The organism is Streptomyces sp. NPDC006925 (assembly GCF_042869575.1).
Taxonomy (GTDB): Bacteria; Actinomycetota; Actinomycetes; order Streptomycetales; family Streptomycetaceae; genus Streptomyces.
Genome location: NZ_JBIAGB010000022.1, coordinates 31,996 through 56,683, shown reverse-complemented (window position 1 = coordinate 56,683; position 24,688 = coordinate 31,996). Strand labels below are relative to the sequence as shown.

Annotated in this window: 18 protein-coding genes and 1 riboswitch; of the genes, 8 read left to right on the top strand and 10 right to left on the bottom strand. The window is 71.9% G+C overall.

Annotated features, from left to right (window positions below; all coding sequences use genetic code 11):
- The first annotated feature begins 58 nt into the window (after positions 1-58).
- Positions 59-778, top strand: a complete 720-nt coding sequence (locus tag ACFYNS_RS24860) for a response regulator transcription factor (protein ID WP_360303197.1) — start codon at positions 59-61, stop codon at positions 776-778.
- A 6-nt stretch (positions 779-784) separates the two neighbouring features.
- Positions 785-1,906: a HAMP domain-containing sensor histidine kinase gene (locus ACFYNS_RS24855; protein WP_360303195.1), complete on the top strand. Its 1,122-nt coding sequence runs from the start codon at positions 785-787 to the stop codon at positions 1,904-1,906.
- A gap of 310 nt (positions 1,907-2,216) precedes the next feature.
- Here the strand turns inward: ACFYNS_RS24855 and ACFYNS_RS24850 are convergent, their stop codons facing one another.
- The 4 genes from ACFYNS_RS24850 to ACFYNS_RS24835 all read right to left on the bottom strand — a co-directional run bounded on the left by ACFYNS_RS24850 (position 2,217) and on the right by ACFYNS_RS24835 (position 6,776).
- Positions 2,217-3,302 (bottom strand): NAD-dependent epimerase/dehydratase family protein, encoded by a 1,086-nt coding sequence (locus ACFYNS_RS24850; RefSeq protein ID WP_388605148.1) that lies wholly within the window; start codon positions 3,300-3,302, stop codon positions 2,217-2,219.
- A 489-nt stretch (positions 3,303-3,791) separates the two neighbouring features.
- Positions 3,792-4,379 carry a TetR/AcrR family transcriptional regulator gene (locus ACFYNS_RS24845; RefSeq protein ID WP_360291758.1) on the bottom strand — a complete coding sequence of 196 codons (588 nt, stop codon included), beginning with the start codon at positions 4,377-4,379 and terminating at the stop codon, positions 3,792-3,794.
- 266 nt (positions 4,380-4,645) lie between these two features.
- Positions 4,646-5,515 (bottom strand): SDR family oxidoreductase, encoded by an 870-nt coding sequence (locus ACFYNS_RS24840; RefSeq protein ID WP_388605146.1) that lies wholly within the window; start codon positions 5,513-5,515, stop codon positions 4,646-4,648.
- A gap of 223 nt (positions 5,516-5,738) precedes the next feature.
- The gene (locus ACFYNS_RS24835; protein ID WP_388605144.1) at positions 5,739-6,776 is read right to left on the bottom strand and encodes a sigma-70 family RNA polymerase sigma factor; all 1,038 of its coding nucleotides are present in this window, start codon (positions 6,774-6,776) and stop codon (positions 5,739-5,741) included.
- On the opposite strand from ACFYNS_RS24835, the gene ACFYNS_RS24830 reads away from it, so the two are divergent.
- Entirely contained in the window at positions 6,744-7,430 is a 687-nt protein-coding gene (locus tag ACFYNS_RS24830; RefSeq protein ID WP_388605142.1) for an ATP nucleotide 3'-pyrophosphokinase, read from the top strand. The genes ACFYNS_RS24835 and ACFYNS_RS24830 overlap by 33 nt on opposite strands.
- On the opposite strand, the gene ACFYNS_RS24825 is transcribed toward ACFYNS_RS24830, so the two are convergent.
- Positions 7,411-8,067, bottom strand: a complete 657-nt coding sequence (locus tag ACFYNS_RS24825) for an RNA polymerase sigma factor (protein ID WP_360291748.1) — start codon at positions 8,065-8,067, stop codon at positions 7,411-7,413. The genes ACFYNS_RS24830 and ACFYNS_RS24825 overlap by 20 nt on opposite strands.
- A gap of 18 nt (positions 8,068-8,085) precedes the next feature.
- Here ACFYNS_RS24825 and ACFYNS_RS24820 point away from each other — a divergent pair, with 18 nt between their 5' ends.
- The 5 genes from ACFYNS_RS24820 (at position 8,086) to ACFYNS_RS24800 (ending at position 16,036) form a co-directional block, all read left to right on the top strand.
- Positions 8,086-10,173, top strand: coding sequence for a protein kinase (locus tag ACFYNS_RS24820; RefSeq protein ID WP_388605141.1), 2,088 nt, complete (start codon positions 8,086-8,088; stop codon positions 10,171-10,173).
- Positions 10,174-10,583: 410 nt separating this feature from the next.
- Complete coding sequence (locus ACFYNS_RS24815) at positions 10,584-11,405, top strand: DUF4232 domain-containing protein (RefSeq protein WP_388605139.1); 822 nt, start codon at positions 10,584-10,586, stop codon at positions 11,403-11,405.
- A gap of 421 nt (positions 11,406-11,826) precedes the next feature.
- Complete coding sequence (locus ACFYNS_RS24810; RefSeq protein ID WP_360291739.1) at positions 11,827-13,131, top strand: PP2C family protein-serine/threonine phosphatase; 1,305 nt, start codon at positions 11,827-11,829, stop codon at positions 13,129-13,131.
- A gap of 238 nt (positions 13,132-13,369) precedes the next feature.
- Positions 13,370-13,574: riboswitch (cyclic di-AMP (ydaO/yuaA leader) on the top strand.
- 11 nt (positions 13,575-13,585) lie between these two features.
- On the top strand, positions 13,586-14,890 hold the full coding sequence (locus tag ACFYNS_RS24805) for a M23 family metallopeptidase (RefSeq protein WP_388605137.1): 1,305 nt from the start codon (positions 13,586-13,588) through the stop codon (positions 14,888-14,890).
- Between the two features lie 198 nt (positions 14,891-15,088).
- Positions 15,089-16,036 carry an aldo/keto reductase gene (locus tag ACFYNS_RS24800; protein ID WP_388605202.1) on the top strand — a complete coding sequence of 316 codons (948 nt, stop codon included), beginning with the start codon at positions 15,089-15,091 and terminating at the stop codon, positions 16,034-16,036.
- Between the two features lie 206 nt (positions 16,037-16,242).
- Here the strand turns inward: ACFYNS_RS24800 and ACFYNS_RS24795 are convergent, their stop codons facing one another.
- The 5 genes from ACFYNS_RS24795 to ACFYNS_RS24775 form a co-directional block, all read right to left on the bottom strand.
- A complete protein-coding gene (locus ACFYNS_RS24795; RefSeq protein WP_360291733.1) occupies positions 16,243-16,686 on the bottom strand; it encodes a PPOX class F420-dependent oxidoreductase in 444 nt (147 codons plus the stop codon).
- Between the two features lie 181 nt (positions 16,687-16,867).
- Positions 16,868-17,971: a DNA helicase gene (locus tag ACFYNS_RS24790; RefSeq protein ID WP_360291731.1), complete on the bottom strand. Its 1,104-nt coding sequence runs from the start codon at positions 17,969-17,971 to the stop codon at positions 16,868-16,870.
- Positions 17,968-19,860 (bottom strand): DrmB family protein, encoded by a 1,893-nt coding sequence (gene drmB, locus ACFYNS_RS24785; protein ID WP_388605136.1) that lies wholly within the window; start codon positions 19,858-19,860, stop codon positions 17,968-17,970. The genes ACFYNS_RS24790 and drmB overlap by 4 nt, the downstream gene beginning before the upstream one ends.
- A gap of 5 nt (positions 19,861-19,865) precedes the next feature.
- The gene (locus ACFYNS_RS24780) at positions 19,866-23,051 is read right to left on the bottom strand and encodes a helicase-related protein (RefSeq protein WP_388605134.1); all 3,186 of its coding nucleotides are present in this window, start codon (positions 23,049-23,051) and stop codon (positions 19,866-19,868) included.
- Positions 23,048-24,664 (bottom strand): NERD domain-containing protein, encoded by a 1,617-nt coding sequence (locus ACFYNS_RS24775; protein ID WP_360291723.1) that lies wholly within the window; start codon positions 24,662-24,664, stop codon positions 23,048-23,050. The genes ACFYNS_RS24780 and ACFYNS_RS24775 overlap by 4 nt, the downstream gene beginning before the upstream one ends.
- Positions 24,665-24,688 lie beyond the last annotated feature (24 nt).

Below are 24,688 nucleotides of genomic sequence, written 5' to 3'. Positions count from 1 at the left end.
GCCCCGGCCGCCGCCGACCCGCCTCCCGCGCTCCGGCGTCCGATGCGACCCTGAGGCCATGCAGCCACCACCCGCCGGGCGTGTCCTGGTCGTCGACGACGACCCCACCGTCGCCGAGGTCGTCACCGGGTACCTCCAGCGCGCCGGATACGCCGTCGACCGCGCGGAGACCGGCCCGGACGCGCTGGAGCGCGCCGCGGCCCGGTGGCCGGACCTGGTCGTGCTCGACCTGATGCTGCCCGGCATGGACGGCCTGGAGGTCTGCCGCCAACTCCGCGGCAGGGGACCCGTGCCCGTCATCATGCTCACGGCACTCGGTGACGAGGGCGACCGGGTGCTGGGCCTGGAGGTCGGCGCCGACGACTACGTCACCAAGCCGTTCAGCCCCCGCGAGCTGGTGCTGCGCGTCGAGTCCGTGCTGCGCCGCAGCCGCCGCGCCGAAGAGGCCCCCAGGCCCGCCTCGGTGCTGCGCGCCGGAGGGCTGGCCGTCGACCCCCTCGCCCGGCGCGCCTGCCGGGACGGCACCGAGCTCTCGCTCACCGTGCGCGAGTTCGACCTGCTGGCCCACCTGCTGCGGCACCCCGCCCGCGCGTTCTCCCGCGAGGAGCTGATGCGCGAGGTGTGGGGCTGGGCCTTCGGCGACCTCTCGACGGTCACCGTCCACGTACGCCGACTGCGCGCCAAGATCGAGGACGATCCCGCGCAGCCCCGGCTGATCCAGACCGTGTGGGGGGTCGGCTACCGGTTCGACCCGGGCGCCGGCGCGCAGGAGGACTGAACCACCGTGCACGACATGCTGCTCATCGCCCTGTTCGCCTTCCTGGGGGCCGCCGCGGCCGGACTGCTGGGCGCCCTGGCGCTGCGCGCCCTGCGGCACCGCTCGCTCGCCGTGTCCCTGACGGTCGTCTCCACCGTCGCCGTGACCGCCATGCTCTCCGGGACGCTGGCCGTGGCCTGGGCCATGTTCCTCTCCCGGCACGACCTGTTCGTCATCACCACGGTCGTCGCCATGGCGGCCGTCGTCTCGCTGGCGACCGCGCTGCTGCTGGGTCGCTGGGTGGCGTCCCGCAGCCACGCCCTCACCCGCGCGGCGCGGTCCTTCGGGGACGGCGGCAGCTTCCCGGCGCCCGGCGCGGCCGAGGCGGACGACCCGGCCGAGTTCGCGGCCCTGACCCGGGAGCTGGCCGCCACCAGCGAGAAACTGGCCGCCTCCCGGGACCGCGAGCGGGCACTGGAGAGCTCCCGGCGGGAACTGGTCGCCTGGATCTCGCACGACCTGCGCACCCCGCTGGCCGGACTGCGCGCCATGTCCGAGGCGCTGGAGGACGGCATGGTGGAGGACACCGGACGCTGCCTGCGGCAGATCCGCACCGAGGTCGAACGGCTCAACTCCATGGTCGGCGACCTGTTCGAACTCTCCCGGATCCACGCGGGCGCGCTCGCCCTGACCACCCACCGGGTGACGTCCGCCGAACTCGTGTCGGAGGCGCTGGCGGGCGCCGACCCGCTGGCCCGGCAGAGCGGGGTCCGGCTGGTGGGCGACGCGCTGACCGACGTGCCGGTGGAGGTGGACCCGCGCGAGATGACCAGAGTGCTGGGGAACCTGCTCGTCAACGCCATCCGGCGCACTCCGGCCGACGGCACCGTCGCGGTGCATGTCCGCAGCGTCCAGGAGCAGGTCGTCCTCTCCGTCACGGACGGCTGCGGCGGCATCCCCGAGGAGGACCTGCCGCGCGTCTTCGACACCGGCTGGCGCGGCACCCACGCCCGCACGCCGCCGGGCGCCGGCCTGGGACTGGCCATCGTCCGCGGCATCGTCGAGGCCCACCGGGGCACGGCAGCCGTCCGCAACGTGACCGGCGGCTGCTGCTTCGAACTCACCCTGCCGACCGCCGGACCGGGCTGAGCCCGCGCCGAGCGGTCCGCCGGTGCACCGGAAGCACGCGAGGGGCCGGCTGGACCCGGCGGGTCGGCTGCTGTCGGCGGGTCGGCTGCTTCCGGTGGGCCGGCTGCTTCCGGTGGGCCGGTCGCCGCCGGTGGACCGGCCGGACGCTGCGGACCGGCGGGACCCGACGGTCCGGTTGCTCCCGGTGCTCAGGCTGCATCCGGGGGACCGGCTGCACCCGGCGAATCGGCTGCATCCAGCGAAACGGCTGCATCCGGCGAATCGGCTGCATCCGGCGGCGCGGAAGCGGACACGGTGGCGCAACGGTCCGCTACGCCTGCCCCGAGGGCGCCCTCATGTCGGACGCCGCGAACTCCTTCATGCCCTCCGCGAAACCGATCTGCGCGCGCCATCCCAGCTCCCGCGCGGCCCGCTCGGAGGACGCCGTGATGTGCCGTACGTCGCCCAGCCGGAACTCGCCCGTCACCACCGGGTCGGGCCCGCCGTAGAACTCGGCCAGCGCGCTCGCCGTCTCGCCGATGGTGTGCGGGTCGCCGCTGCCGGTGTTGTACGCGGCGAAGGAACCCGGCGCCCGGCCCGCACCCGGCGTGCGCAGCGCCTCCAGCGCGGTGACGTTGGCAGCCGCGATGTCCCGCACATGGACGAAGTCCCGGCGCTGCGCCCCGTCCTCGTAGACGGTGGGCGCCACCCCGCGGGCGAGCGCCGAGCGGAAGAACGAGGCCACTCCCGCGTACGGCGTGTCGCAGGGCATCCCGGGCCCGTAGACGTTGTGGTAGCGCAGCGAGACCGCGGCCCCGTCGACGGCGCGGGCCCACGCCGCCGCCAGGTGCTCCTGGGCGAGCTTGGTGGTCGCGTAGGTGTTCCGCGGGTCCAGCGGCGCGTCCTCGCCGACCAGCCCGGGCCGTAGCGCCGCGCCGCAGTCGGGGCACGGCGGATCGAACCGCCCTGCACGCAGATCCGGCACGGCACGCGGCCCCGGCCGGACGCTCCCGTGCTGCGGGCAGGTGTAGCGGCCCTCCCCGTAGACGACCATCGAACCGGCCAGCACCAGCGCGCGCACCCCGGCCCGCTCCATCGCGGTCAGCAGCACCGCCGTGCCGAGGTCGTTGCAACTGACGTACTCCGGGGCGTCGGAGAAGTCCTTGCCCAGCCCGACCATCGCCGCCTGGTGGCACACCGCGTCCACGCCGTGCAGCGCCTCGGCGACGGCGTCCCGGTCGCGCACGTCGCCGCGCAGCTGCCGCACCCCGGGCGCGGTGGCGGGCGAGGCGGCATCCTCTCCGTGCGCCGACGGGAGCAGGGCGTCCAGGACGACCGCCTCGTGGCCCGCGTCGGTCAGGGCCTCCACGACGTGGGAACCGATGAATCCGGCACCGCCGGTGACAAGAACGCGCATACAGCCACGCTAGAGGCGTACGGGCGCCGCGCAACGGTACGCGGCACCGTGTCATCGCTCCGTAAGAACCCGATCCCCGCCGAGACCGGTCGTCAGCGCCCGATCCATGCGGATTGTCCTACCGTGCGTGCACTGCCGGGCCGTGCAGCCCTCGTCGGGCTCCGGGCCCGCGGATCGCACGCCGGACGCGGGGATTTCCGGTCCGGCGTGACGGTGTGTCCTTCGGCGGGGGCGCGCGTTCTTGGGGGCGGGCGCCGGGCAGGTGCTGGGCAGGAGCGGGCGCGTGCTCGTCGGCAGCGGGCGCGTGCGGCTGGACGGTGCGCGTTGGCTCGGGGTGCGCGCTTCCCGCCGGTATTGCGTGCTTCCCGCCGGGATTGTGTGCTACTCCGCCGGGATTGGTGCTCCCCGCCGGGAGTGTGCGGGGTCCGCGGGTGTGCCGCGGCGTCTTCGATCTCGGGCCGGGCCGGGCCGGACCGGGGCCCCTTCGGCTCAGCGGCCGGTGCGGAACGCCCCCGCACGGGCCGCTTCGTACGCCGCCAGCGCCGCCCGTTCGGCGGCTGCCCGGTCCAAGGGGGCGCCGGTGGTCAGCAGTTGGTAGTACAGCGGTGCGGAGACGGCGCGGATGACCTGCTCGGGGTCCGTGCCGGACGGTACCTCGCCCCGCTCGGCCGCCTGCCGCACGCAGGGCGCCCACTCCGCGATCCGGGCCGCGTAGAACCGGTGCAGGGCCTCGGCCGCCGGCGCGTCGCACGTGGCCGCGGCGATGACCGCCTTGAACAGGGCGCCCTGCCGGGGATCCGTCAGGGCGCGGCGCACCAGCGCGGCGTTGGCCTCCAGGTCTTCGAGGAGGGCGCCCGTCTCGGTGCGGGGTTCGGACTGCTCGGCCATGTCGTCGAGCAGATCCGCCAGCAGCGCGGTGACCGTCCCCCACCGCCGGTAGACCGTCGTCTTGCCCACTTCGGCGCGGCGGGCCACCTCGGCGAGGTCGAGGTGGGCGAAACCGTGCTCCGCGAGGGCGTCCCCGGCGGCGCGCAGCACCGCCTCGCGCACCCGCGCCGTGCGTCCCCCGGGCCTCACGGTGCCGGGTGAGGCGGCGGTTCCCGGGCCGGTCGTCCTCCGCCGGGCCCCCGGTTCAGGTGTCACAACGGGTCTCCAGTTCCCTTACGGCTCGCACGGGCCACCTTACTGGGCCTCGACCGAGCCGGAGCCCCCGTCCCGCTGCGCGCTGCCGCCCCGCCCGGTGCCTCCGCCGCTGCCCGGTGCCGCCGTCCGGTGCCGCTGTCCGCTTGGTGGTTTGCCGCCCTGCCGCCCTGCCGCCCTGCCGCCACCCCGGCTGCCCCGCCCTACCCCGCTTCACCACCCTGACCCGTCTGTCCCTCCCGTCCCGTCCGTCCCGCCTCCCGGGCCTGCCGCGCCGCCAGGAACTCGGCGAACGTGACGGTGCCGGTGGCCGACTCCGGGGCCAGATTGTGGCCCTGACGGAACGCGCGGGCCGTACGCCCCGGAAGGGGGAGGTCCAGCACGCGGCGGGTGCGTCCGGCCGACCGGAGAGTGAGCTCGGCGAGTTCGTGGGCCGTGTGCACCTGCGGCCCTCCCAGGTCCGGCAGCCGGCCGGCGGGCTCCCCGCGGACCGCCGTGGCGAGCCGGTGGGCGACCTCGGTGACCTCCACCGGCTGGAACCGGAATCCGGCCGGTGCGACGACGCCCGGCAGCCGCCGCTGCGCCGTGGTCAGCCAGGCCACGAGATCGTGGAACTGGGTCGCCCGCTGGAGGGTCCACGGCACCCCCGACTGTTCCAGCAGCCGCTCGGCGGCGAACTTGGCCTTGTAGTACGGGAAGGGGATCCGATCCACGCCCACGATGGAGATGTAGACCAGGTGCCGCACGCCCGCCTCGCGCGCCGCCTCGACCAGCCGCGAGAGCACTTTCACCTCCCGCCACGGATCGGTGGCGCAGTGCACGATCGCCCGGGCCCCGGAGACGGCCGCCGCCAGCCCGACCCCCTTGACCAGGTCGCAGACCGCCCACTCGCAGGGCCGCTCGTCGTACGCCCGGCGAGGGCGCCTGCTCATCACGCGTACCGGCGTACCGTCCGCCAGCAGTGTGTCCACGAGCGGGCGGCCGAGGGTGCCGGTGCCGCCGGTCACCAGTACGGGTCCGGTGGCGTGCGGGGTGCCGGATGCGGGGCCGGTCGGGTTCGGTGAAGGGGCCATGGGACTCGTTCCTCCGGGTTCGCGGGTGTGCCGTCACCCTGGAGACCGGACAGCGGCCCCGGACGTGACAACCCCGCCCCGGACGCGAGTCGCTCCCACCACCGGCCCGGGGACGGAACCTCGGTCCCGGGCCGCCGCGGACAGGTGCGCCCGGACGCGGCACGCCCGCAGCCGCGACGTACTCGCACAGGAGCCGCGGTCCCGGTCGATCCGGCCGCGGCCGTCAGCTCGGCGAATACGCCGCGAACTGCCGTGCCGCGAAGGCGATCTTGTCCGGACTCACACAGATCCGCAGCGCGGCTATCCGCTCCTCGGCCACCTCCAGCGTGACCACGCCCAGCAGTCCGCCCTCCGCGAGTGCGAGCAGCGCGGGCCCGCCGTTCACCTCGCACGGCACCAGAACGGCCGCTGCCGCGAACCGGGCCAGACCGCCCGCCAGATACCGCGCCACCTTCGCCCGGCCCAGGATCGGGCGCCGTGCGGTGCTGATCCGTCCGCCGCCGTCCGCGTACGAGACCACGTCCTCGGTCAGCAGCCGCTCCAACCGCCGGAGATCACCCTCGCGGGCGGCCGCGACGAATGTCTCCACCAGCCCCGTCCAGCGCTGCCGCACGGGTGCGCCGACGCCGGTCCCGCCGACCGCGGCCGTCGCGCCCGTCGTGTCCGTCGTGCCGTCGGCCTCCGTCGTGCCGGTCGCCCCGGTGCGCGCGGCGGGCGTATCGCGGCCGATCGCCTTCCTGGCCCGCCGGTGGAGCTGGCGCGAGTTGGCCTCCGAGGTCTCCAGCAGCTCCGCGATCTCCCGGTGCGGGTAGTCGAACGCCTCGCGCAGCACGAACACCGCGCGCTCCGGCGCCGTGAGCCGCTCCAGCAGGACGAGCAGCGCGAACGAGACCGAATCGCGCTGCTCGACCGTCTCCAGGGGGCCGAGCGGCGGCGATGCGGTCCGGGCCCCGGCGCCGCCGGCCCCCGCCACCGCGCCGACGGCTCCGTTCGCCGACGTCAGCACCGGCTCGGGCAGCCATGGGCCCACGTACTGCTCGCGGCGCATCCGGGCGGAGGCCAGCTCGTTGAGGCTGAGATTGGTGACGACCTTGGCCAGCCAGGCGCCCGGAGCCGCCACCGCGTGCCGGTCGGCGCGCTCCCAGCGCAGATACGCCTCCTGCACGAGATCCTCCGCCTCGGACGCCGAGCCCAGCATCCGGTAGGCGATCCCGAAGAGCCGCGCCCGATGCGCCTCGAACTCCACCGCCGTGTCCACCACGCGGTCCAGTGGACCACGCGGCCGACCGCGACCGCAGCTGCCGCCCGCCGGGCAGAGCGCTCCATCAGTCCGCAGATCCGCGCGGCGGCCCGGCTCAGCGGGGCGGAACTCGTCGGGTTCGACGCGCGCCTCAAGTCGCCGGACTCGCTCAAGCGCAAGGTCGCCACATCGATGGAGGAGAAGCCGGGCCGGACGGTGGAGAAGGCGCTCGCCAGGATCAACGACTCCGTCCGCTACACCCTGCAGTGGCCGGACGCCCGCTACACCCGCGGTGTCACCGTCGCGGCCACCACCCTGGCCGACTGGGGCAACTCGACGGTGAAGTGGTCCACCACCTGGGGCCGCGAGAAGGGCTACAAGGCCGTCAACTCGTCGTGGGCGGCGCCGCGGTCGGGCCACGTCTTCGAGGTCCAGTTCCACACCCCGGCCGGGAAGCAGGCCCAGTTGCGGACGCACAAGCTCTACGAGGAGCAGCGGCTGCCCAGCACCTCTCCGGCCCGGGCGCAGGAGCTGCAGCGCGAGCAGGACCGGATCTTCGCCGCCGTACCCGTCCCCGAGGGAGCGGCGGCCCTCCAGCCGCCGGCCGAGGTGGTCGCGCGGCCGGGCACTGCGGCGTCCGGCCGCGGCGCGGAGGTCACAGCTCCTGTGAGGTGAGCCACGGCCGGATCTGCCGACGGGCGTGGTGCAGCCGGGACTTGACGGTGCCCAGCGGGATGCCGAGGCGGTCGACGATCTCGGCGTAGTCCATCTGGCACACGTCGCGGTAGACCAGGGGAGCCACCAGGTGCGGGCTCTCCTGCTCCAGCCGCTCCAGTGCCTCCAGGAGGTCCACCCGGGAGCCCGCGATCACACTCGTCGTCCGCGGGTCCGGGCGCTGCTCCGGGGCGCTCGTCTGATGCGGGAGCGTCGGCTGCTCGACGGCGCGGCGCTTGAGTTCGCGGTACTTCTGGCGGGAGCAGTTGGCCACGATCGTGTGCAGCCAGGTGCTGAAGCGGCTGCGGCCCTGGAAGCGCTCGATGTGCCGGGACACCTGCAGCAGCACGTCCTGCGCGGCTTCTTCGGCGTCCTCGCGGAAGAGGAGGAAGCGGCCGCAATGCCGTACCACGTCGGGCCGGATGGCGCGCAGCAGCGCGTCGAGGGCCGCACTGTCCCCGGTCGCCGCGCGGGCCGCGAGGGCTTCGGTGTCGGCGGGCGCCGACGGGTCGACGGGCTCCGGTGTCGCTCCGGCGCCGGTCGGCTCAGGCTGCCCGGATGGCTGGTTCACGGCGTGGGAGGAGGACGGTGGGCACATCCAGGCATCATAAGGGGCATGCCTTCACCTGATCAGATCGGCCGCTACCGGGTCGACCGTCGTCTCGGCTCCGGTGCCTTCGCGGTCGTGTGGCTCGCACACGACGACCGTCTGGAGGCACCTGTCGCCGTCAAGGTGATGGCCGACAACTGGGCGCACAGAATGGATATCCGGGACCGTTTCCTGGCCGAGGCCCGACTGCTGCGCAAGGCGTCCTCGGGTGGCGTGGTCCAGGTCTTCGACGTGGGAGAGCTGGACGACGAACGCCCCTATTTCGTCATGGAGTACGCGGACCAGGGCACCGTCGCCGACCGGATGACGCTGGGCCCGCTGCCGGTGGCCGAGGCGGTCCGGCTCACCGCCGAGGCGGCGCGCGGCGCGGAGGCCCTGCACGAGGCCGGAGTGGTGCACCGCGATATCAAGCCATCCAATGTCCTGTTGACCAGCGGAGGAGTGCAGGGCCGGGAGCGGGTGCTGGTGGCCGATCTGGGCCTGGCCAAGAACCTCGCCCACGCGTCGGGACTGACCGTGGTCGCCGGGTCGGTCGGCTACATGGCGCCCGAACAGGCCGAACCCTTCGAGGGCATCGACGCCCGCGCGGACGTCTACAGCCTCGGGGCCGTGCTCTACCACCTGGTCTCGGGCGCGACGCCCGGAACGCCGGACCGGGTGATGCCGCTCGACGAACTGCGCCCCGGACTGCCGCCCGCGGTGGGAGCCGCCGTCGGGCGCGCGATGGAACCCGACCGCGAGCACCGCTGGCCGGCGGCGGCGGCGCTGGCGCGGGAGCTGGACCGGATCGCGGAGACGCTGGAGCACGCCGAGGACGAGTCGGCCGCGCCCGGTGCGGGGGAGCGGGAGTCCGCCCCGGACGCGGCGGCAGCAGGCCAGGACGGCCCCGGTACGCCGTCCTGGGCCTCCGCGAGCGGTATGCCGTCCACGGTGCGCCCGGCCACCTCGCAGGGGACCGCTCAGCCGGCGACTGTGGCGGCCGAGCCGCCCTCCCGGACGTCGGGAGCGGGAGTCGGCCATCCCTCCGCACCGGCGGGGCCCGAGGCGCCCTCCGCCGGGGCCGGGCCCGCCACCGCGGAGCCGGACCGTGCGGTACCCACCTCGTCGGAGCCGGACCGCGCCGAGCTCGCGTCGTCCGGGCCGACATCTGCGGGGCCGAAATCGGCGGGGCCCGGCTCGGCGGATCCGGCCACCGGGGAACCCGTTGCGGCGGATGCGGGACGCTCCGCCGCATCCGCAGGGCGCGCTCCGGAGAGCGCCCTGCCGGAGGGGCCGCCTGCCGGGAGCTCCTCTTCGGCGGGTTCCTCTTCGGCGGGTTCCTCTTCCGGGGGAGCCGCGCCCGGGATGTCCGCAGCCGGCGCACCTGGCTTCCGGGCGTCCGATCCCGCCGAGGGGCGCCCCTCAACGGGCGGCACGGCGTCCCCGCGGCCCGCGCGCCGCCGCCGGACGCGGGCGCTGGCCTTCGGGGCGGCCGTTGTCGTGCTGGCCGGGGTGGGAGTGGCGGCCACGGCGCTGGCCCCGGACCCCCAGCGGACGCCCTCGGCGGTGAAGGTGCGCGACACCAGCGGGCGGATCAGCGTGCGGGTCCCGGGCACATGGGCGCGGGAGTTCACCGACTCGGGCTGGAACCCCTCCTCGCTGGGGCTGTCGGCCGACCACGCGCCCGGACTGCTCGTCGCGGAGGACGTGCACGGATGGCAGGACCTCACCTCGAAGACCAGCGGAGTCTTCGTCGGCCTCGGTTCCGCGGAAGGCAAGGGCGGCGAGAGCGCGGACGGCGGGGACGGCGGGGACGGCGGGGACGGGGAGAGCGGCGCGGACAGTGCCGCGGAGGCACTGCCCGACAAGGTGGCCGGAATCAAGCACTCGGAGTGCGACTACGCGGGGAGCCGGACCTTCAACGGCGGAGGGTGGAGCGGGCGCATTCGTACGTGGTCCTCCTGCGCCTCCGGGTACTCGCTGGAGGAGATCGGCCTGAAGTCGACGAAGCAGGGGACGTCTCCGGTGTATGTGCAGATTCGCTGCGAGGAGGATTGTTCGGACAAGACGGACAAGGTGCTGGACAGTCTGCGCGTCAGCGCCGACGCCTCGTAGGACCGGTCCGCGGCAGGGGCGACCGGCGGCATGCCAGGGGCTCGGCAGAGGTCCGACGGGGGCGGCAGGGCCCGGCAGGGGCGGCGATACCGCGGCAGCCGGAAGGCAGCCGGAAAGCAGTCGGCCGCACGGCAGGAAGCCGCACGGCAAGTCGGCCGCTGCCGCGCCGGTTTCACCCCGTACGCCCCCTCGACCTCATGTGGCGCACGCGTTCCGGTTCGGACCCTCCCGTCGCGACCGGCCGCGAAAAAATCGCGGCCGGCCGTGAACTTTCCCGCGCAATGGGCCATCGAATGCTGTGTACGGCGCGAAAGCCCCGAGGCACGCTGGAGACGAGAACCGGCACGCACACGAGGCCGCGGGGAGGCCGAACGACCGCGCGACAGCATGACCAGGGAGTGACGGCAGCCATGACGAAGCGCCAGGACCCGACAACCGCGCAGCTCGCTACGACCCCGTCCGAGGCCGGAGTCCCGGCCCCCGGCGCACCGTGCGCCGCCCACCGCAGGCGGCGCCGGGTGACGCGCGTCGCCGCTGCCGCGACCGCGGTACTGGCTGCGGGCGCACTGGTGGTCGGCTGCGGCAAGGACCCCGAACCGGCTCCGGAGAAGGTCGGCGGTGACGCCGCCCCGGCCGGAAGCGACAAGTCCGGCGACTCCAAGGACGGGGACGGCAAGAACGGCAGCGAGGACACCGGCGGCAAGGACGACGGGAGCGGCTCGGACCCCTCGGCGTCGGGCTCCAAGGCGTCGGGTTCGTCCTCCGCGGACTCGTCGAGCAGCAGGAGCGGGTCGGGTTCGTCCTCCGGCTCCCGGTGCGGCACGGGCGACTTGAAGGCGTCGTTCGGCGACAACCACCCGGGAGCCGGGCAGGAGAACTTCGCGCTGGTGCTGACCAACCGGTCCGACGACACCTGCACCGTACGCGGCTATCCCGGGCTCGCTTTCGTCAACGACGCCGGTGAGCAGGTCTCCTTCGACCCGCACCGCACCGGCGGGAAGGTCCGGACCGTCGAGTTGAAGCCCGGCAAGAGCGCCTGGGCCCCGCTCTCCTACACCAACCCGAAGATGACGAACGTCACCACGGTCACCCCGAGCGCGGCCAAGGTCACCCCGCCCGACGAGCGGGGTTCCCTCCGGGTGGACTGGTCCGGCGGCCCGGTCACCAACACCGGCAAGGCGTCCGTGCCCAAGATCGGCCCGCTGTCCCCGGGCACCGGCGCCGGCGGCTGAGGCCCGGCCCGGAGTCCCGGCGGCCGCGCTCCGGGCGCGACCTCGGCCTTGCCTCCCGGCCGGGATGTCTCCCGGCCGGGGCGAGCATCCGGGCGCTGCGGCCCTCTCTGCGCTGCCGTCTTCGTGGTGCCGCGTCGTGGTGTCGCCGTCTTCGTGGTGCCGGGTCTTCGTGACGCCGGGAGCAGGCCGAGCCGAAGCTCCGCCCCGCCGGACCGACCGTCTCGCCGGCTCTCGCCCGTCCCTCGCCGGTCCCTCGCCGGTCTTTCGACAGGCGGTGCCGCCCCTTCCGTGGTAAGGGAGACGAACCGGCGGCCCTCGCGGCTGCTGCGGGGGCCGCGCGGCTCCGGTGCGTCACCCGGCCCCCTCCCCCTTCGACCGCTCCTGACTGGCCTGAAGCCACCGACCGGGTCAGATTGGGAACGTGCGGGAAACGGCGGCCGGGATACAGCCGGTGGACGGGTACGGCGGCAACCTGGGGCGGCTATGGCGCCTGGCGCGATGGCTGCCCGCCGCGCTGTGCGCGTTGGGCATCGTCCTGGACTTCGCGACGCCCCCGGACGTGACCGTCTCGGCGCCCTTCGCCGCCGCTCCGCTGGCCGCCGCGGCCTTCCTGACCCTCCGCGGCACCGTGCTCACCGGATTGTTCTCCTCCGGGGCGACCATCCTGTTCTCCACCTTCCACGACTCCAGCAACGTGCTGGAGGCCGAGGCCCGGTCCATCACCATCGTGACCGTCTCCGTCCTCGCCGTCGGCGTGAACTACGTCCTGATCCGCAGCGGCAGCAGACTGGCCTCCGCGCGCAGCATCGCCGAGGCCGTGCAGTACGCCGTACTGCCCACACCGCCCTCCCACGTGGGTGCCTTGAGCGTAGCGACGCGGTACCGCGCGGCGCAGGCGGAGGCCCGGATCGGCGGGGACTTCTACGCGGCGGAGGAGACCCCGTACGGCGTACGACTGCTGCTGGGCGATGTACGGGGCAAAGGGCTCGACGCGGTGGCCGCCGTCGTCCTCCTGGTCGGGGCGTTCCGGGAAGCGGCCGAGCAGGAGACGGCCCTCCCCGGTGTGGCGGCCCGTCTCGACCGGGCTCTCCAGCGGGACGCCCATCGCCTCCAGGGCGCGGCGCGGCTGGAGGACTTCAGCACGGCGGTACTGGTCGAGGTCCTCGACCCGCGCACGCAGCCCCCGAATCCTCCCGTGCCCGGAGCGTCCCCGACCGCTCCGGAAGCACCCGGCGCACCGGGTGAACCGGAAGCACCGGGTGGACCGGGTGCACCGGGCGGTGGCCAGGACAGCGCGGCGACGGAGGACCGAGCCGCAGACGAGCAGGTCGTCCTGCGCGTCCTCAACCGTGGCCACCCCGCTCCGGTGCTGCTGCACCGCGGCCGGGCCGCCCTGCTGGAGCCCACCACCCCCGCACTCCCGCTCGGCATGACGGACCTGGGCGTATCGCCTCAGCAGGTGGACGAGTTCGTCTTCCCGCCCGGCGCCCAGCTCCTCCTCTACACCGACGGCCTGTCCGAGGCCCGCAACCCGGAGGGCGACTTCTACCAGCCGGCCGAACGCCTCTCCCGCACCTCCTTCGCCGATCCGGAGGAACTGCTGGCGACGATCCTGGTCGACGTCGCGGCCCACACCGGTGGCCGGTCGGCGGACGACATGGCGCTGCTCGCCGTCGCCCACGACGCCGCGGGCGACACCCGGGGCGACGTCCCTCGCGACGCCTGAGCCCGGTGCGCCGACCGGTGCGCCGACCGGTGCGCCGATCGGCGCACCGACCGGGGCACTGACCGGCGTGCCGACCGGTCGGACGCCGCTCGCGGGCCGGGCAGAGGCACGGACGGGGCTGGTGGAGAGCGAGGCGGGTCTCACGTCAATTACGGGGAACGGCTTGGAATCCCGGCCACAGTTCTATTAACGTCCGATAACGCAGCACGGTCGTCACTGCCGTCACGGAAGACGGCACCGTGCGCCGTCGCCGAATCCCGCACGCGGTGCAACAGCAGCACCCGATCGGCCGCACAGCACCGTGGGAACCGGGGAACCACCCCTCCTCGTCAGCCGGACGAGGAGGACGGGGTGAATCGGACGCCCTTGCGAGAGGACGCCCGTAGGAGACCTTCCTGCTCCGAACCCGTCAGCTAACCCGGTAGGCGAGAAGGAAGGAAAGGAGAGCGCCCCCGTGGCCTCCAGATCCCAGGGCTTCGTCGGCCATGCGTCCCAAGCGGACGCCTACGCCCCACCCGCCGACCAGGCCGGCCCGGCAGCGCCCTACGGCCCCGCAACGCCCTACGGCCAAGCCGCTTCCTCCGGCCAAGCCGCGCCCCAGGGCTCCATCCCGGGACGGTCCATGTACGCCGTCTCCGCCGGTTCCGGCGGCCCTGGCCCCATGCCGCCGCACAATGCAGCGCGCGACGCCGGGGAGGCCCCTGCTGCCGCTGACGCCGCTGACGAGCCGTGGGAGGACTGGAACCCTTCCGAGGACTCCGCGATTCCGGTACGAGGCCGGCACCGGGTCGCCAAGCAGCGCGCGGGAGGCGTGGCGCGGGGCGGCACCGTCCTGGGAGTCGGCATGATCGCAGCCGTCGGCGCCGGCGGTATGGCGACCGCCCAGGACCGGGACCCCGGCACGATATCCGTGCCCGACGTGGACACCGCGGCCGACGCGCTCCGGAGCATCCCCGACCGGCTGCCCGACGCCGAAGACCTGCCCGTCATCGGCGGCCTGCTCTCCGAGGACGCCGACGGTACGGCGGACTCCGGCAGCCGGAACGCGCAAGCCGCCCCCCTCACCCAGGCCGGGCTCTCCGACGAGGACGAGGCGGCGGGCCGCACCGACGCGGGCGAGGCCCTGCGGGCCCGCATCCTCGAACAGGCCGAGCGCCACCGCTCCGCGGCGGACGAGGAAGCCCGCGAGAAGGCGGCCCGGCAGGCCGCGAGCGCGGCCGCGGCGGAGGCCGCGGAACGGGCCGCCGCTGCCGAAGAGGCGAAGCAGGAGCGGGCGCGCGAGGCGGCCGCCGAGCAGGAACGCAAGGCGGAGGCCGAGCGGAAGCGCAAGGCCGAAGCGGCCCGCCGCGCCGAACTCGCCCGCAGCTACACGGCACCGCTGGCCTCCTTCCAGCTCAGCGCCGGGTTCGGCCAGGCAGGCGGCATGTGGCAGAGCGACCACACCGGACAGGACTTCGCCGCCGCCAACGGCACCCCCGTCAAGGCCGTCCACAGCGGAACGGTCAAGGAGGCCGGCTGGGCCGGTTCGTACGGCTACCGCGTCGTGCTGCAACTCGAGGACGGTACCGAACTCTGGTTCTGCCACCTCTCGTCCATGACCAGGTCGGCGGGCGACAAGGTCGGCACCGGTGATGTCATCGGCCGGGTCGGCTCCACCGGCAACTCCACGGGCCCCCACCTGCACGTCGAGGTCCGCCCGCACGGGGGCGACCCGGTGGACCCGCTGCCGTGGCTCCGCGACAAGGGCGTCAAGGTCTGAGCAAGGACAGGGGAGCCGAGGGAGACAAGGGAGCCGGGGGCTGAAGGGAGCCGGGGGGAGCTGAAGGAGCCGGGGGAGACAGCGCCTGAGCGCACCGCACGTGCCCCGAAACGGACCCGCACCGGGCACGACCTCCGGCCTGCCCGGTGTGCGCGCCCTCGGGACGGCCCGACCCCGCGCTACGGTCGCGGCATGCAGATGAATGCCGACAGGAAGATCGGTCAACTGTCCGTCTCGCCGCTGGTGCTCGGCGGCAACGTCTTCGGGTGGACAGCAGACACCCCCACCTCGTTCGCGGTGCTCGACGCCTACACCGGCGCCGGCGGCAACGTCATCGACACGGCCGACGGCTACTCGGCCTGGGTGGAGGGCAACAGGGGCGGCGAGTCGGAGACCGTCATCGGCGAGTGGCTCGCCGCACGCGGCCCCTCCCTGCGCGACAACGTCGTCGTCGCCACCAAGGTGGCCCGCCACCCCGACCACATGGGACTCGCCCCCGCCACCATCAAGGCCGCCTGCGAGGATTCGCTGCGCCGTCTGCGGACGGATCGCATCGACCTCTACTACACGCACTTCGACGACGAATCGGTCGAGGTCTCCGACATCGTCTCCGCTCTCGACGACCTGGTCAGGGAGGGCAAGGTCCGCGAGATCGCCGCCTCCAACATCTCGCCGGCCCGCCTGGCCGCGTCGCTCGCGTTCAGCGACCGGGAGGGCGCCGCCCGGTACGTGGCGCTCCAGCCGCACTACAACCTCGTCTCGCGCGACACCTACGAGGGCGAACTGGAGGAGCTCGCCCGACGGGAGTCGCTGGCCGTCCTGCCGTACTACGCGCTGGCCTCCGGATTCCTCACCGGCAAGTACCGTCCGGGCGAGGCCGTCCCCGAGGGAGCGCGTGCGGGCAAGGCCGCACAGTTGCTGGCCACCGAGCGGGGCCAGCGCGTCCTGGCCGCGCTGACCACCGTCGCCGCCGCGCACCAGGCGTCCGAGGCCACCGTCGCGCTCGCCTGGCTCGCCGCGCAGCCGACCGTGACGGCCCCCATCGCCAGCGCCCGCGCGGTCGACCAGCTCCCCGCGCTGCTGGCCTTCGCCGATCTGCGCCTCACCAACGACGAACTCCGCCTGCTGACGGACGCGTCCGCGTAACACCTCGTCGGCACGGCCGCACGGCGGCTGCGACGGCAACAAGCCGCGCTGCGGCAGGGCGGCACGGCAGTGCGCCTGCACGACGGCACGGCCGTGCCGGGGGCTCCGGATCCCGCCGTACACCCGGGCGACGGGAACCGGAGACACACGCGTGTACCGATGGCACGGTGGCCGCCCGAACACCGTGGACGGCCACTGGCAGCCGCTCAGCCCCGCTGCGGCTGGCCGTACACCCGCTCCACGGGAAGCCGCACCACCTGCCGCTGGTCGGCCACCATGGTGTCCCGGTACTCCGCCCAGTCCGGATGCTCACCCCGGATGGCCCGGTACACCTCGACCAACTCCTCGACGGTCGCATCGTGCGGATCCTGTGCGACGGGCGTCAGCTCCGCCGTCCCGTCCACCACCGTCCACGCCCACCCGTCGCTGCTCGTCACGTGATAACTGGCCCGCGGATCCCGGGCCAGATTCCGGGACTTGACCCGGTTCGCCGTGATCGAGACCCGCAGCAGCCGCTTGTCCGGGTCATACGTGTGATTGACGTTGGACAACTGAGGACGACCGTCCCTCCGCAACGTGACGAGCACGCCTCGGTCGTAGTCGGAGAGGAGTCGGAGGAGGCGGGACTCTTTGTCGGGAGTGTCGGTCACGAGGTCTCCGTGGGTCTCGGCATGGAAGAGGGCAGTGGTCGCATCGTTTCGGATTCGACTCGAAAACCCGGGGATCTGCGGTACACGGCGACGCGTACGGCGGGTTCGGACGATCCCGCCCGGCTGTGCCGCTGATCGGCCCTGTGGGGACAGCCCGGGTGTGTCTCGCGAAAGCCGCATGTCAGCCGGCATGTCGGGCCAACAGGGAATCGGGGACGTCGGAGAGGATCGCGGGCTCCCGGGAGCCTCGATGGGCGAGGTGGAGGTCCTCGCGAGCACGGGTGCAGAGGACGAAGAAGCGAAGACGCGCCGCCACGCCGGTCGGATCCTCCGTGTAGGCGTCCAGATCGGGAACGAAGACGCTGTCGAACTCCAGCCCCTTCATGCTGTTCGTGTTCACGATGCGGATGGGACGGGTGGAGAAATCGATTGCGTTCCGATACCGATCGTCGTGTACATAGGCCTGGGTGTGCGCGGCCAGTCCGAGTGTCGTGAGTCGACTCTGAATTTCTCGTTGCAGCCGATTCGACCGACAGATGATCCCGATGGTCCGCTCCGGGTGGGCGGAGAAGTACTGAGAAATCCCGGTGACGAGATAATCGAGAGTGGGGACTCTCAGGACCGTCGGTGTGCGACCCGCGCTCCTCGACGGAAGCGGAATTCGCTCCCCCCTTCCCTCCTGGAACTCGGATGCCAGCATGGCGATCTCCCGGCTGTTCCGACGGTTTCCGCGCAGGACCAGTGGAGGGGCCTGCGCCACGACCTCCCGGTGGATCTCGGAGACGGTGCTCTGGTCGTCCCCGATCTGCTGGTTCTCGTCCGCGAAGACAGTGACCTCGATACCGAGGACGCGGCACCATCGGTAGAAATCGACGGGAAGCCCCTGGCCCTCGTCGATGACGAGGTGCGCCGTCGAAGTGATGCCTCGAACGATGCATGTCTGCTGCATCTCGACCCAGTCGTGGTGCCATCCCCCTTCGTCGGTTTTCGGCGGATCCGAACCGAAGCGCTCGTTCCAGAAGTCCCGGATCCACCGGTAGGAGGTGGTGACCCGGACGGACTCGGTGAGGTCGGGCGCCAGCTGAGCGAGGTATTGGTGCAGCACATTGGAGCGGGTGAGGAGTGTGACCTCGCGCCCGATCGTGGCCAGTGCCCAGGCCCGGTGGATGGCCAGCACGGTCTTGCCCGAGCCGGGGTTCCCGGTGATGACATGGCTGCCGCGGAACGCCAGATCGATGACCGAATGCTGTTCGGTTTCCAGGTCGAGCAGAGAGGGCGCCCTCATGAGAGATCGACGGCTTCAGCGGATTCCTCCAACGCCGCACGGACGACGTCGCCGAAGAATCCTGGGACGGTGTCGTCGCCGATCAGGAGAGTTCTGTCCAACAGAGAGTTGTCGATCTCACAACTCGTCTCGGGGAGAAGTGTGCAGGCATGACAGGCGGCCCGGTTGAGGTTTGCCAGTGACCTGCCGGTGGAGTCGGCGCAGAGTGGGTCCTGGGAGCACCACTGCGCCGATTCGAGCAGTCGGATCAAAGTCTCGACGAGGTTCGGAGGACGTCCCTGACGGACGAGTCCGCCCAGCGTTCCCTCGGTGTCCCCGGCGGCCGTGTAGATGAACACCCCCGCCTGGGGCGGATGGCCGCTCCCCGGGATGTGGCTTCTCGCGTAGACGCGTTCGCGGAGGGAAGCCGCGTTGTAGCCGCTGTCATAGGAGAGTTGGCGAATGAACTGATGCGCCAGAGTGTGCAGCATGACGAAGCGCGGCAGCAGGTCCGGCCCGGTCTTTCCTCTGAGCCAGTCCACCTTGAAGGAGGCCTCGAGGTTCCTCGCGATCGACAGTGTTCGGTCGTGGACGGAGGGAGTGCGCTCCCACGACCTGAGTCGTTCCTCCTCGACGGCGATGAAGATCCCTTCGCCGTAGGTCTCGACAGCCGGTAGCCATTGGGCACGCGCACGGGTGTTGACGGAAACGAAACGTCCGCCCTCGCCCGCCTCGCCCTCGCCGGAACTCGGTTCGTACCGGGTGAATCCTTCGAGCGCGCGGACTTCGCGGATCCGATGGGCGACGACGACTGTCGAGATCTGCGCAGCCAGCTCTCTCATCGAGACGGGGTCCCCGTCGCCCACGTCGAGGCTGGTCCGGCGTACGGAGAACGTCTTCGAATCGACGGCGGACTCGGGTTCGGAGAATGCGGCCCACTCGGCGACGCTGAGGTCGTCGTCGGCATCGGCCGCGAACGGCACCGAGGCGGTCTCGGCGGCGTGGCGACGTTCCAGGGACTCGACGAAGTGCTCGTCGACGCCGCATGAGATGGCGATCTGACTGCGGCAGGCGGGGGCCAGGGGACCGTTGTCGGCGCTTATGAGCATCGGCCAGTGCTTGTCGTTGATGACGGCCTGGGTCGCCTCGTCGTCCACGGAGAACCCCGAGGGCGTGGGGATGTCGATCGCCGAGTGCGTGATCGGGAAGTAGACGTTCGAGGCTCCGCGTTGTACTGCCTGCGGTGTCTCCTCGCAGACCTCCGCCTCGTCGGACTCCGATTCCCATGGATGCGTACCGGGGCACCGGAACCCGGCCTTTCCGAGAGTGTTCTTTCGGCTGAGCCCGGCGAGGCTGCGGCCGGCACGGCAGACGGCGCAGCACACGCGCAGGGCCTCCAGCCCGGAGGAGTCCGGAGTCGCGACGAATCGCAGGCGGCTGACCTGGCACTGGCGCTGAGCGTGGTTCTCGCTCCGGGAATGGGCCCACCGGCGCCAGTCGAAGTCGGCCATGTGGCCCGCCCGGCACACCTGGATGAAACGCATCGGTGCCAACTGCGCCTTCCCGGCGCACTGCCGGCATGTCGGTTGTCTGTTCCGGACCTCATGATCCGGACGCCACCGCAGCATGTTCCTGCACTGAGGGCAGAAGAGCCATTTGGGAAAACGTACGTACAGTGGCCCGGAGCGGGTCGTGTGCGCAGCCTTGCCGGAGGGGACGGCCGGGGCCGCGCGCAGACCGGGAACGCCCAGCTTGGCGACGAGACGGGGGGCTTCCACCGCTTCGGCCGACGCTGCCCACCCCAGTGTGTCCTCGGCGACGAACGACTCGCCACGCAGGTCGATGATCCCACCGACGCCGAACGGAACGATGGTCTGTGATCTGCGGACCTTGTGCCGGACATCCTTCATCGGTGTCACATTCCTCTCACGACGAGCAGGCATTCACGGTCGACGTTGCGCATCGACTGGGGCGTCTCCCACAGACCGTCCTGCTTGCCGAAGTCGGTGAGCAGCGCTTCGTACGACCGCCCCTGGGGCCGGTAGTAGAGACGGGTTCCGTCTCCGCGTGCGATCTCGGCCTGCTGTTGCCACTCTTCGATCAGTCGGTCCAGCTGTTCGGTCGCGGCACCGACCTCGTCGGGGTCGGCGCGACGCACATGGTCCAGCACCAGATCGCGTATCCCGCGGACCTCGTCGAGGTGGTCGAGGATCTCGCCGGCCCGGTTCTCGGAATGGAGGCCCTTGATCCCGTGTCGGACCAGGATGGTGAGCACCGCGTGCAGTGCCCGGTTGCGCGAGGGCATGGACCACGGGGTGATGCTGGTCGGTTCGACGTGCCGGTAGAGGGAGCTGTGGTACACGCCGAACGATTCGTAGTGAGACCTGTCCCGCGGTTTGGTGGAGCGGAAGAGCGTGACGATCAGTCCGGGGACATGGCGGCGGCCGACGCGGCTGGTCGCCTGGATGTACTCCGACGTGGTCTTGGGCTGACCGTTCATGAGCATGAGGCCCAGCCGGGGGACGTCGACGCCGACGGAGAGCATGTTGGTCGTGGCGAGGAACGAGATGCTGCCGCGTTCCTTGAAGCTCTTGCCGAGACGCTCGAGAAGCCGTGGCTGCTCGGCCCGCGCGATATTGCTGGTCAGCTCGACCACCGAGTCGTCGTCCAGCTTGCGTCGTCGGGAGTCGTCCTTCGTCAGATGATCCAGGCGGGCCGGAATGTCGTCTCGGGCGATCGTGACCGTCCGCCCCAGCTCCCGGAGGCTGTTGTGGTAGGCGACCGCGGTCCAGTAGGCGTCGCGTGTGGTGTCGTTGTCGCCGACCTCCTTCGGGGCCTGCAGGGCCGCTGCCCCCACATGGACCGTCGAGGTCGAGGCCGTGTGGCCTTGCGCCATGACACCTACGTACAGCCTGCCCGGCCTGTGCGTGTCGGGCGTGGCGAAGAAGGACTCGCCGGCCTTGATGCCCGCCGGCGGGAAGAGCTGGGTCGGACGTCCGTAGAGGCCGCGGACCTGGTCCTGCGAACGGCGGATGGTCGCCGTCGACGCGATGACCTTGGGAGCCGCGCCGTCGCGGGTGCACAGCTGGAGGATCGCCGATTCGTACAGGCCCACGGTCGTCCCCAGCGGGCCGGCCAGCAGGTGCAGCTCGTCCTGGATCACGAGTGAGGGTGGCCGCTTGCCGTCTCTGCGCCCGAAGATACTTCCGGCCTCCGGTTCCCAGGCCAGCCGGGCGAACTTGTCCACAGTGCCGAGCACGAATGTCGGCGGCTCGCGATAGATCTCCTCGTCCACGACGGACACGGGCAGTCGCTCGTGGAACGCACAGGTGGAGCGTGGGCAGAAGAAGCCCGTCGTGACGCCGTCGGCCACGATGCCGAAGTCTTTCTCCACGCCCCGGCGTTCCGGCACGATCTCCGTTCCGCACCAGGGGCAACGCTCCAACAGGAAGCGGTCGTCGGGCGAGTGCAACTGCTTCAGCGCGGAGAGTTCGTCCTGTGCGTCCGCGATCCGGTTCGGCGTCGTCTGCTGGCCCACCCAGAGCCCGACGGAGACGGGCTCCTCCCCCAGGTCGTGCGGGAGCGCTCCGTCGAATCCCAACCTGATGTACTCCAGCGCGCAGACGGCGGTGGCCGTCCGCTGGAACTGTTGCGTGGTGAGCAGACTCAGCGTGTAGCGACTCAGTACGGCGGTGCCGCCGCCCTGCGCACCGAACCGCAGCCGACGCCAGAGGATCTCGAAGCACGCGGTGAGGAGATACGCCTCCGTTTTGCCGCCGCCGGTGGGGAACCAGATGAGGTCGACCGTCTCCCGGTCCTCGTGGTTCGGGTTCATCAGGCCCTCGACCACGAGCAGGAAATATGCGAGCTGGAAGGGGTGCCAGGCGTAGTCGTCGGGCGGTTCGGTCAGCTCGACGAGGTCGCTCTTTCTGGTCCGTCGGCTGCCCGCCAGTTCCGGACGGCTGTGCAGCATCTGGAGCGCCATCGCACGGTTGGCGAGGCGAAAGGCTTCACGGGCCGCGGCTCCCGCGGGGGTCGACGCGGTGAGGGCGTCGACCCCGGACGAGATGCGGTCGACCGCGCGCGCGATGCGGTCGAGGATCCGTGCGGCGGGGGCGGCGGCCCACGGCTTGAGGGATGCCGCCTCCCGGCGCTGGGCGTGGAGCCAGCCGCGGTAGTCCTGGGCGAATGCGCGCAGCTCCGCTCCGAGCGCGTCCGACGAGAGATCCGTGCGCGAGAGGTGGGCGAGCCGGAGCACGGGGAGGTCCCGGGGGCCGTCCGGCTTGATGTGCGCGACCACCTGCCGAGGCATGACCTGGGCCCGGACGGAGGTGACCGGTGGGGGCACGTCGTCGCCCCCGCCGTCCCATTCGACGGCGCATCCGTGCCCCACGGCCCGGGTCACGACGTGCCGGTATTGGACGCGGAGTTCCTGCTCCTCCTCGTCACGACTGTTGAGACGGGTGCTCGGATACTCGAGTACCTCCCCGCCGATGGTCGTGGCGGTCAACCCGGCCTGGAAGAGCATCAGATCGCGGTCCTTGTGGCTGCTCTCCTCCTCGTCGTGGGCGTTCGCCAGCACGCACGTCACGAGGTGTCCCGCAGCGTAGGGACGCCATCGGACGTGCAGACGGCCGTGCCCCTCCAGGACCTGCATCGGGCTCGGGTCGTCCTTCTCGACACTCCTGCGGGAGACGAGCCGCGGCTGCCTGTGCCAGCCGCGGCGTCCGCCCTCGCGGTGAGTGAGATAGCGCGAGGCCTCGCACCTCACTTCGATCTCTCGTGCGTCGGTGAAGAAGGAGACGCCGAGAGACGACGGGAGCCACGCGTTCGCCTCGGCCACCGGATCGTCCGCGAAGTTGTCCTCCTCGCCGGTTCCGGCAGCGGTCTCGTGGAAGTCCTCCTCGCCCTCCGTCTGTGAGTGCGCCTGCAGCGAGGCGCCGCGGGGGTAGAGGGTGCCCATCAGATAGCGGCGGTCAGGGGGGTCGACGAGAATCTCGTCCTCGCCGCCGGCGGGCCCCACCAGTTGCTCCCGCAGATAGGACACGAACGCGTCGCGGTGATCGGAGAGGATCTCGGCCTTCTCGCCCAGGTCGGTCATGCGGACTGTGCCTCCCTCCTCAGCACCGCGATCCCCAGCTGTTTCAGCAGCTCACGCGTACCGGGACGGCAGGCGATCCACAGTTGCGAGCGCGCCCTGGTCCAGGCGACATAGATCGCGTCGAGTCGACCTTCGAGGTGTGCGGGTTCGAGGTCGATCAGACAGACGATGTGGTTCTCATGGCCCTTGAAGTCCGCCACCGAGGACCAGAGCGGCCGTCGCTTCCGGTTGTCGCTCCCGACGACATCGGTGAATCGCTGGATTTTGGAGGCACGTCCGGAGAGCCGGGCGGAGCTGGTCTCCCAGTCGCCGGAGACGGACAGCAGGGTGATCTCTTCCGGGGAGACGCCCTCGGCCACGAGGTCGTCGATGTAGGCGTCGAGAGCCGCCGCCTCGTCCCGGACGTCCTGCACGGCGGGGAAGCGCACCTGCTCACCCTCGCCTGCCGACGCGACGCCCAGGTCGGCACCGGTGTACGAGCGGACCTGATCGACGATCTGATGCGTGTTGCGGCAGTTGCGCCTCAGAGGGCCGACGACGCAGCCGAGGTCGGACAGCCACTCCCAGGTCTCGGGATCATAGGCGTCCAGGTTCAGCACCTGGTTGTTCTGGTCCAGCATGAAGAGCCAGCGCCCCTCGGAAAGGCCCCCCGCGAGCAGCGGATCCAGGGTGCCGAGAAGGGAGTCGACGTTCATCAGATCCTGTGCCTCGTCCACGATCAGTTGGTCGAAGACACGACCCTTCACCTCGTCGAGCCGGTGGAAGGGCAGGACGGTTGTCGCGTCGTCGGCGAGGACGCGCGCCATGTGTGTGGCCAACGTGGTGCCGGCACAGGTGAAGAGAACGCTGCCGTGCGCGGCTCGGCGGCGTGCCGCCTCCGCGGCGAGGAACGTCTTGCCTGTTCCCGCGCCACCGGTCAGGATCAGTCGCTTGTTGGACTCGACCTCGTCCAGCTTTTCCATCTGCTCGGTGGTGAGACGCTCGAAGGCGGCGTCGAGATCGGTCAACCGGGACCGAAGGTTCGGCACCCGGTCGAAGTCGGGCCGAATGGCGTCCAGCATCTTCCTACGGAGTGCCGGGGAGATGGAACGAGCCCACTTGTTCTCGGACCGCCAGTGGGCGGTGGCCCGCTCGATTCCCCGAGCCAGGCCGCGCCCGCCGTCCCACGCGGTGGTCCCCAGATACTGCTCGGGCTCGAAGTGCGTCATACGGGGAATGTCCACATCCGGCGTGATGACCAGATAGCCGCCGAGCACACCTTGGCGTCTCAGATTGCCGACCAGGGCGCTCATCTCGCGCTCGAACTCGTGCATCCCCCCGTTGGCCTGTTCCCAGGGGCTCTCCTCCTTCCGGCCCTCCCGACCGTACGGTCCGTAGTACCACTTGCCGTCGCGCTGGACGATGCGTCCGCCCTTGACCTCGATGAAGAGCAGCATGTCGGGCGTGATGACCACGAAGTCGATCTCGCCCACTCGCTTCTTGTGGTGCTTGGGGAGGTGGACGGTGTGCAGTGCCACGCTCTGATCATCGGGGATCGCCCGCAACGCTGCGAACACATCGCGCTCGGCCTTGCTCCTGGTCCGGCTCGAGATCTCGCTCGGAATGATGCGCATCCACTCTCCCCACGGTCACACGAT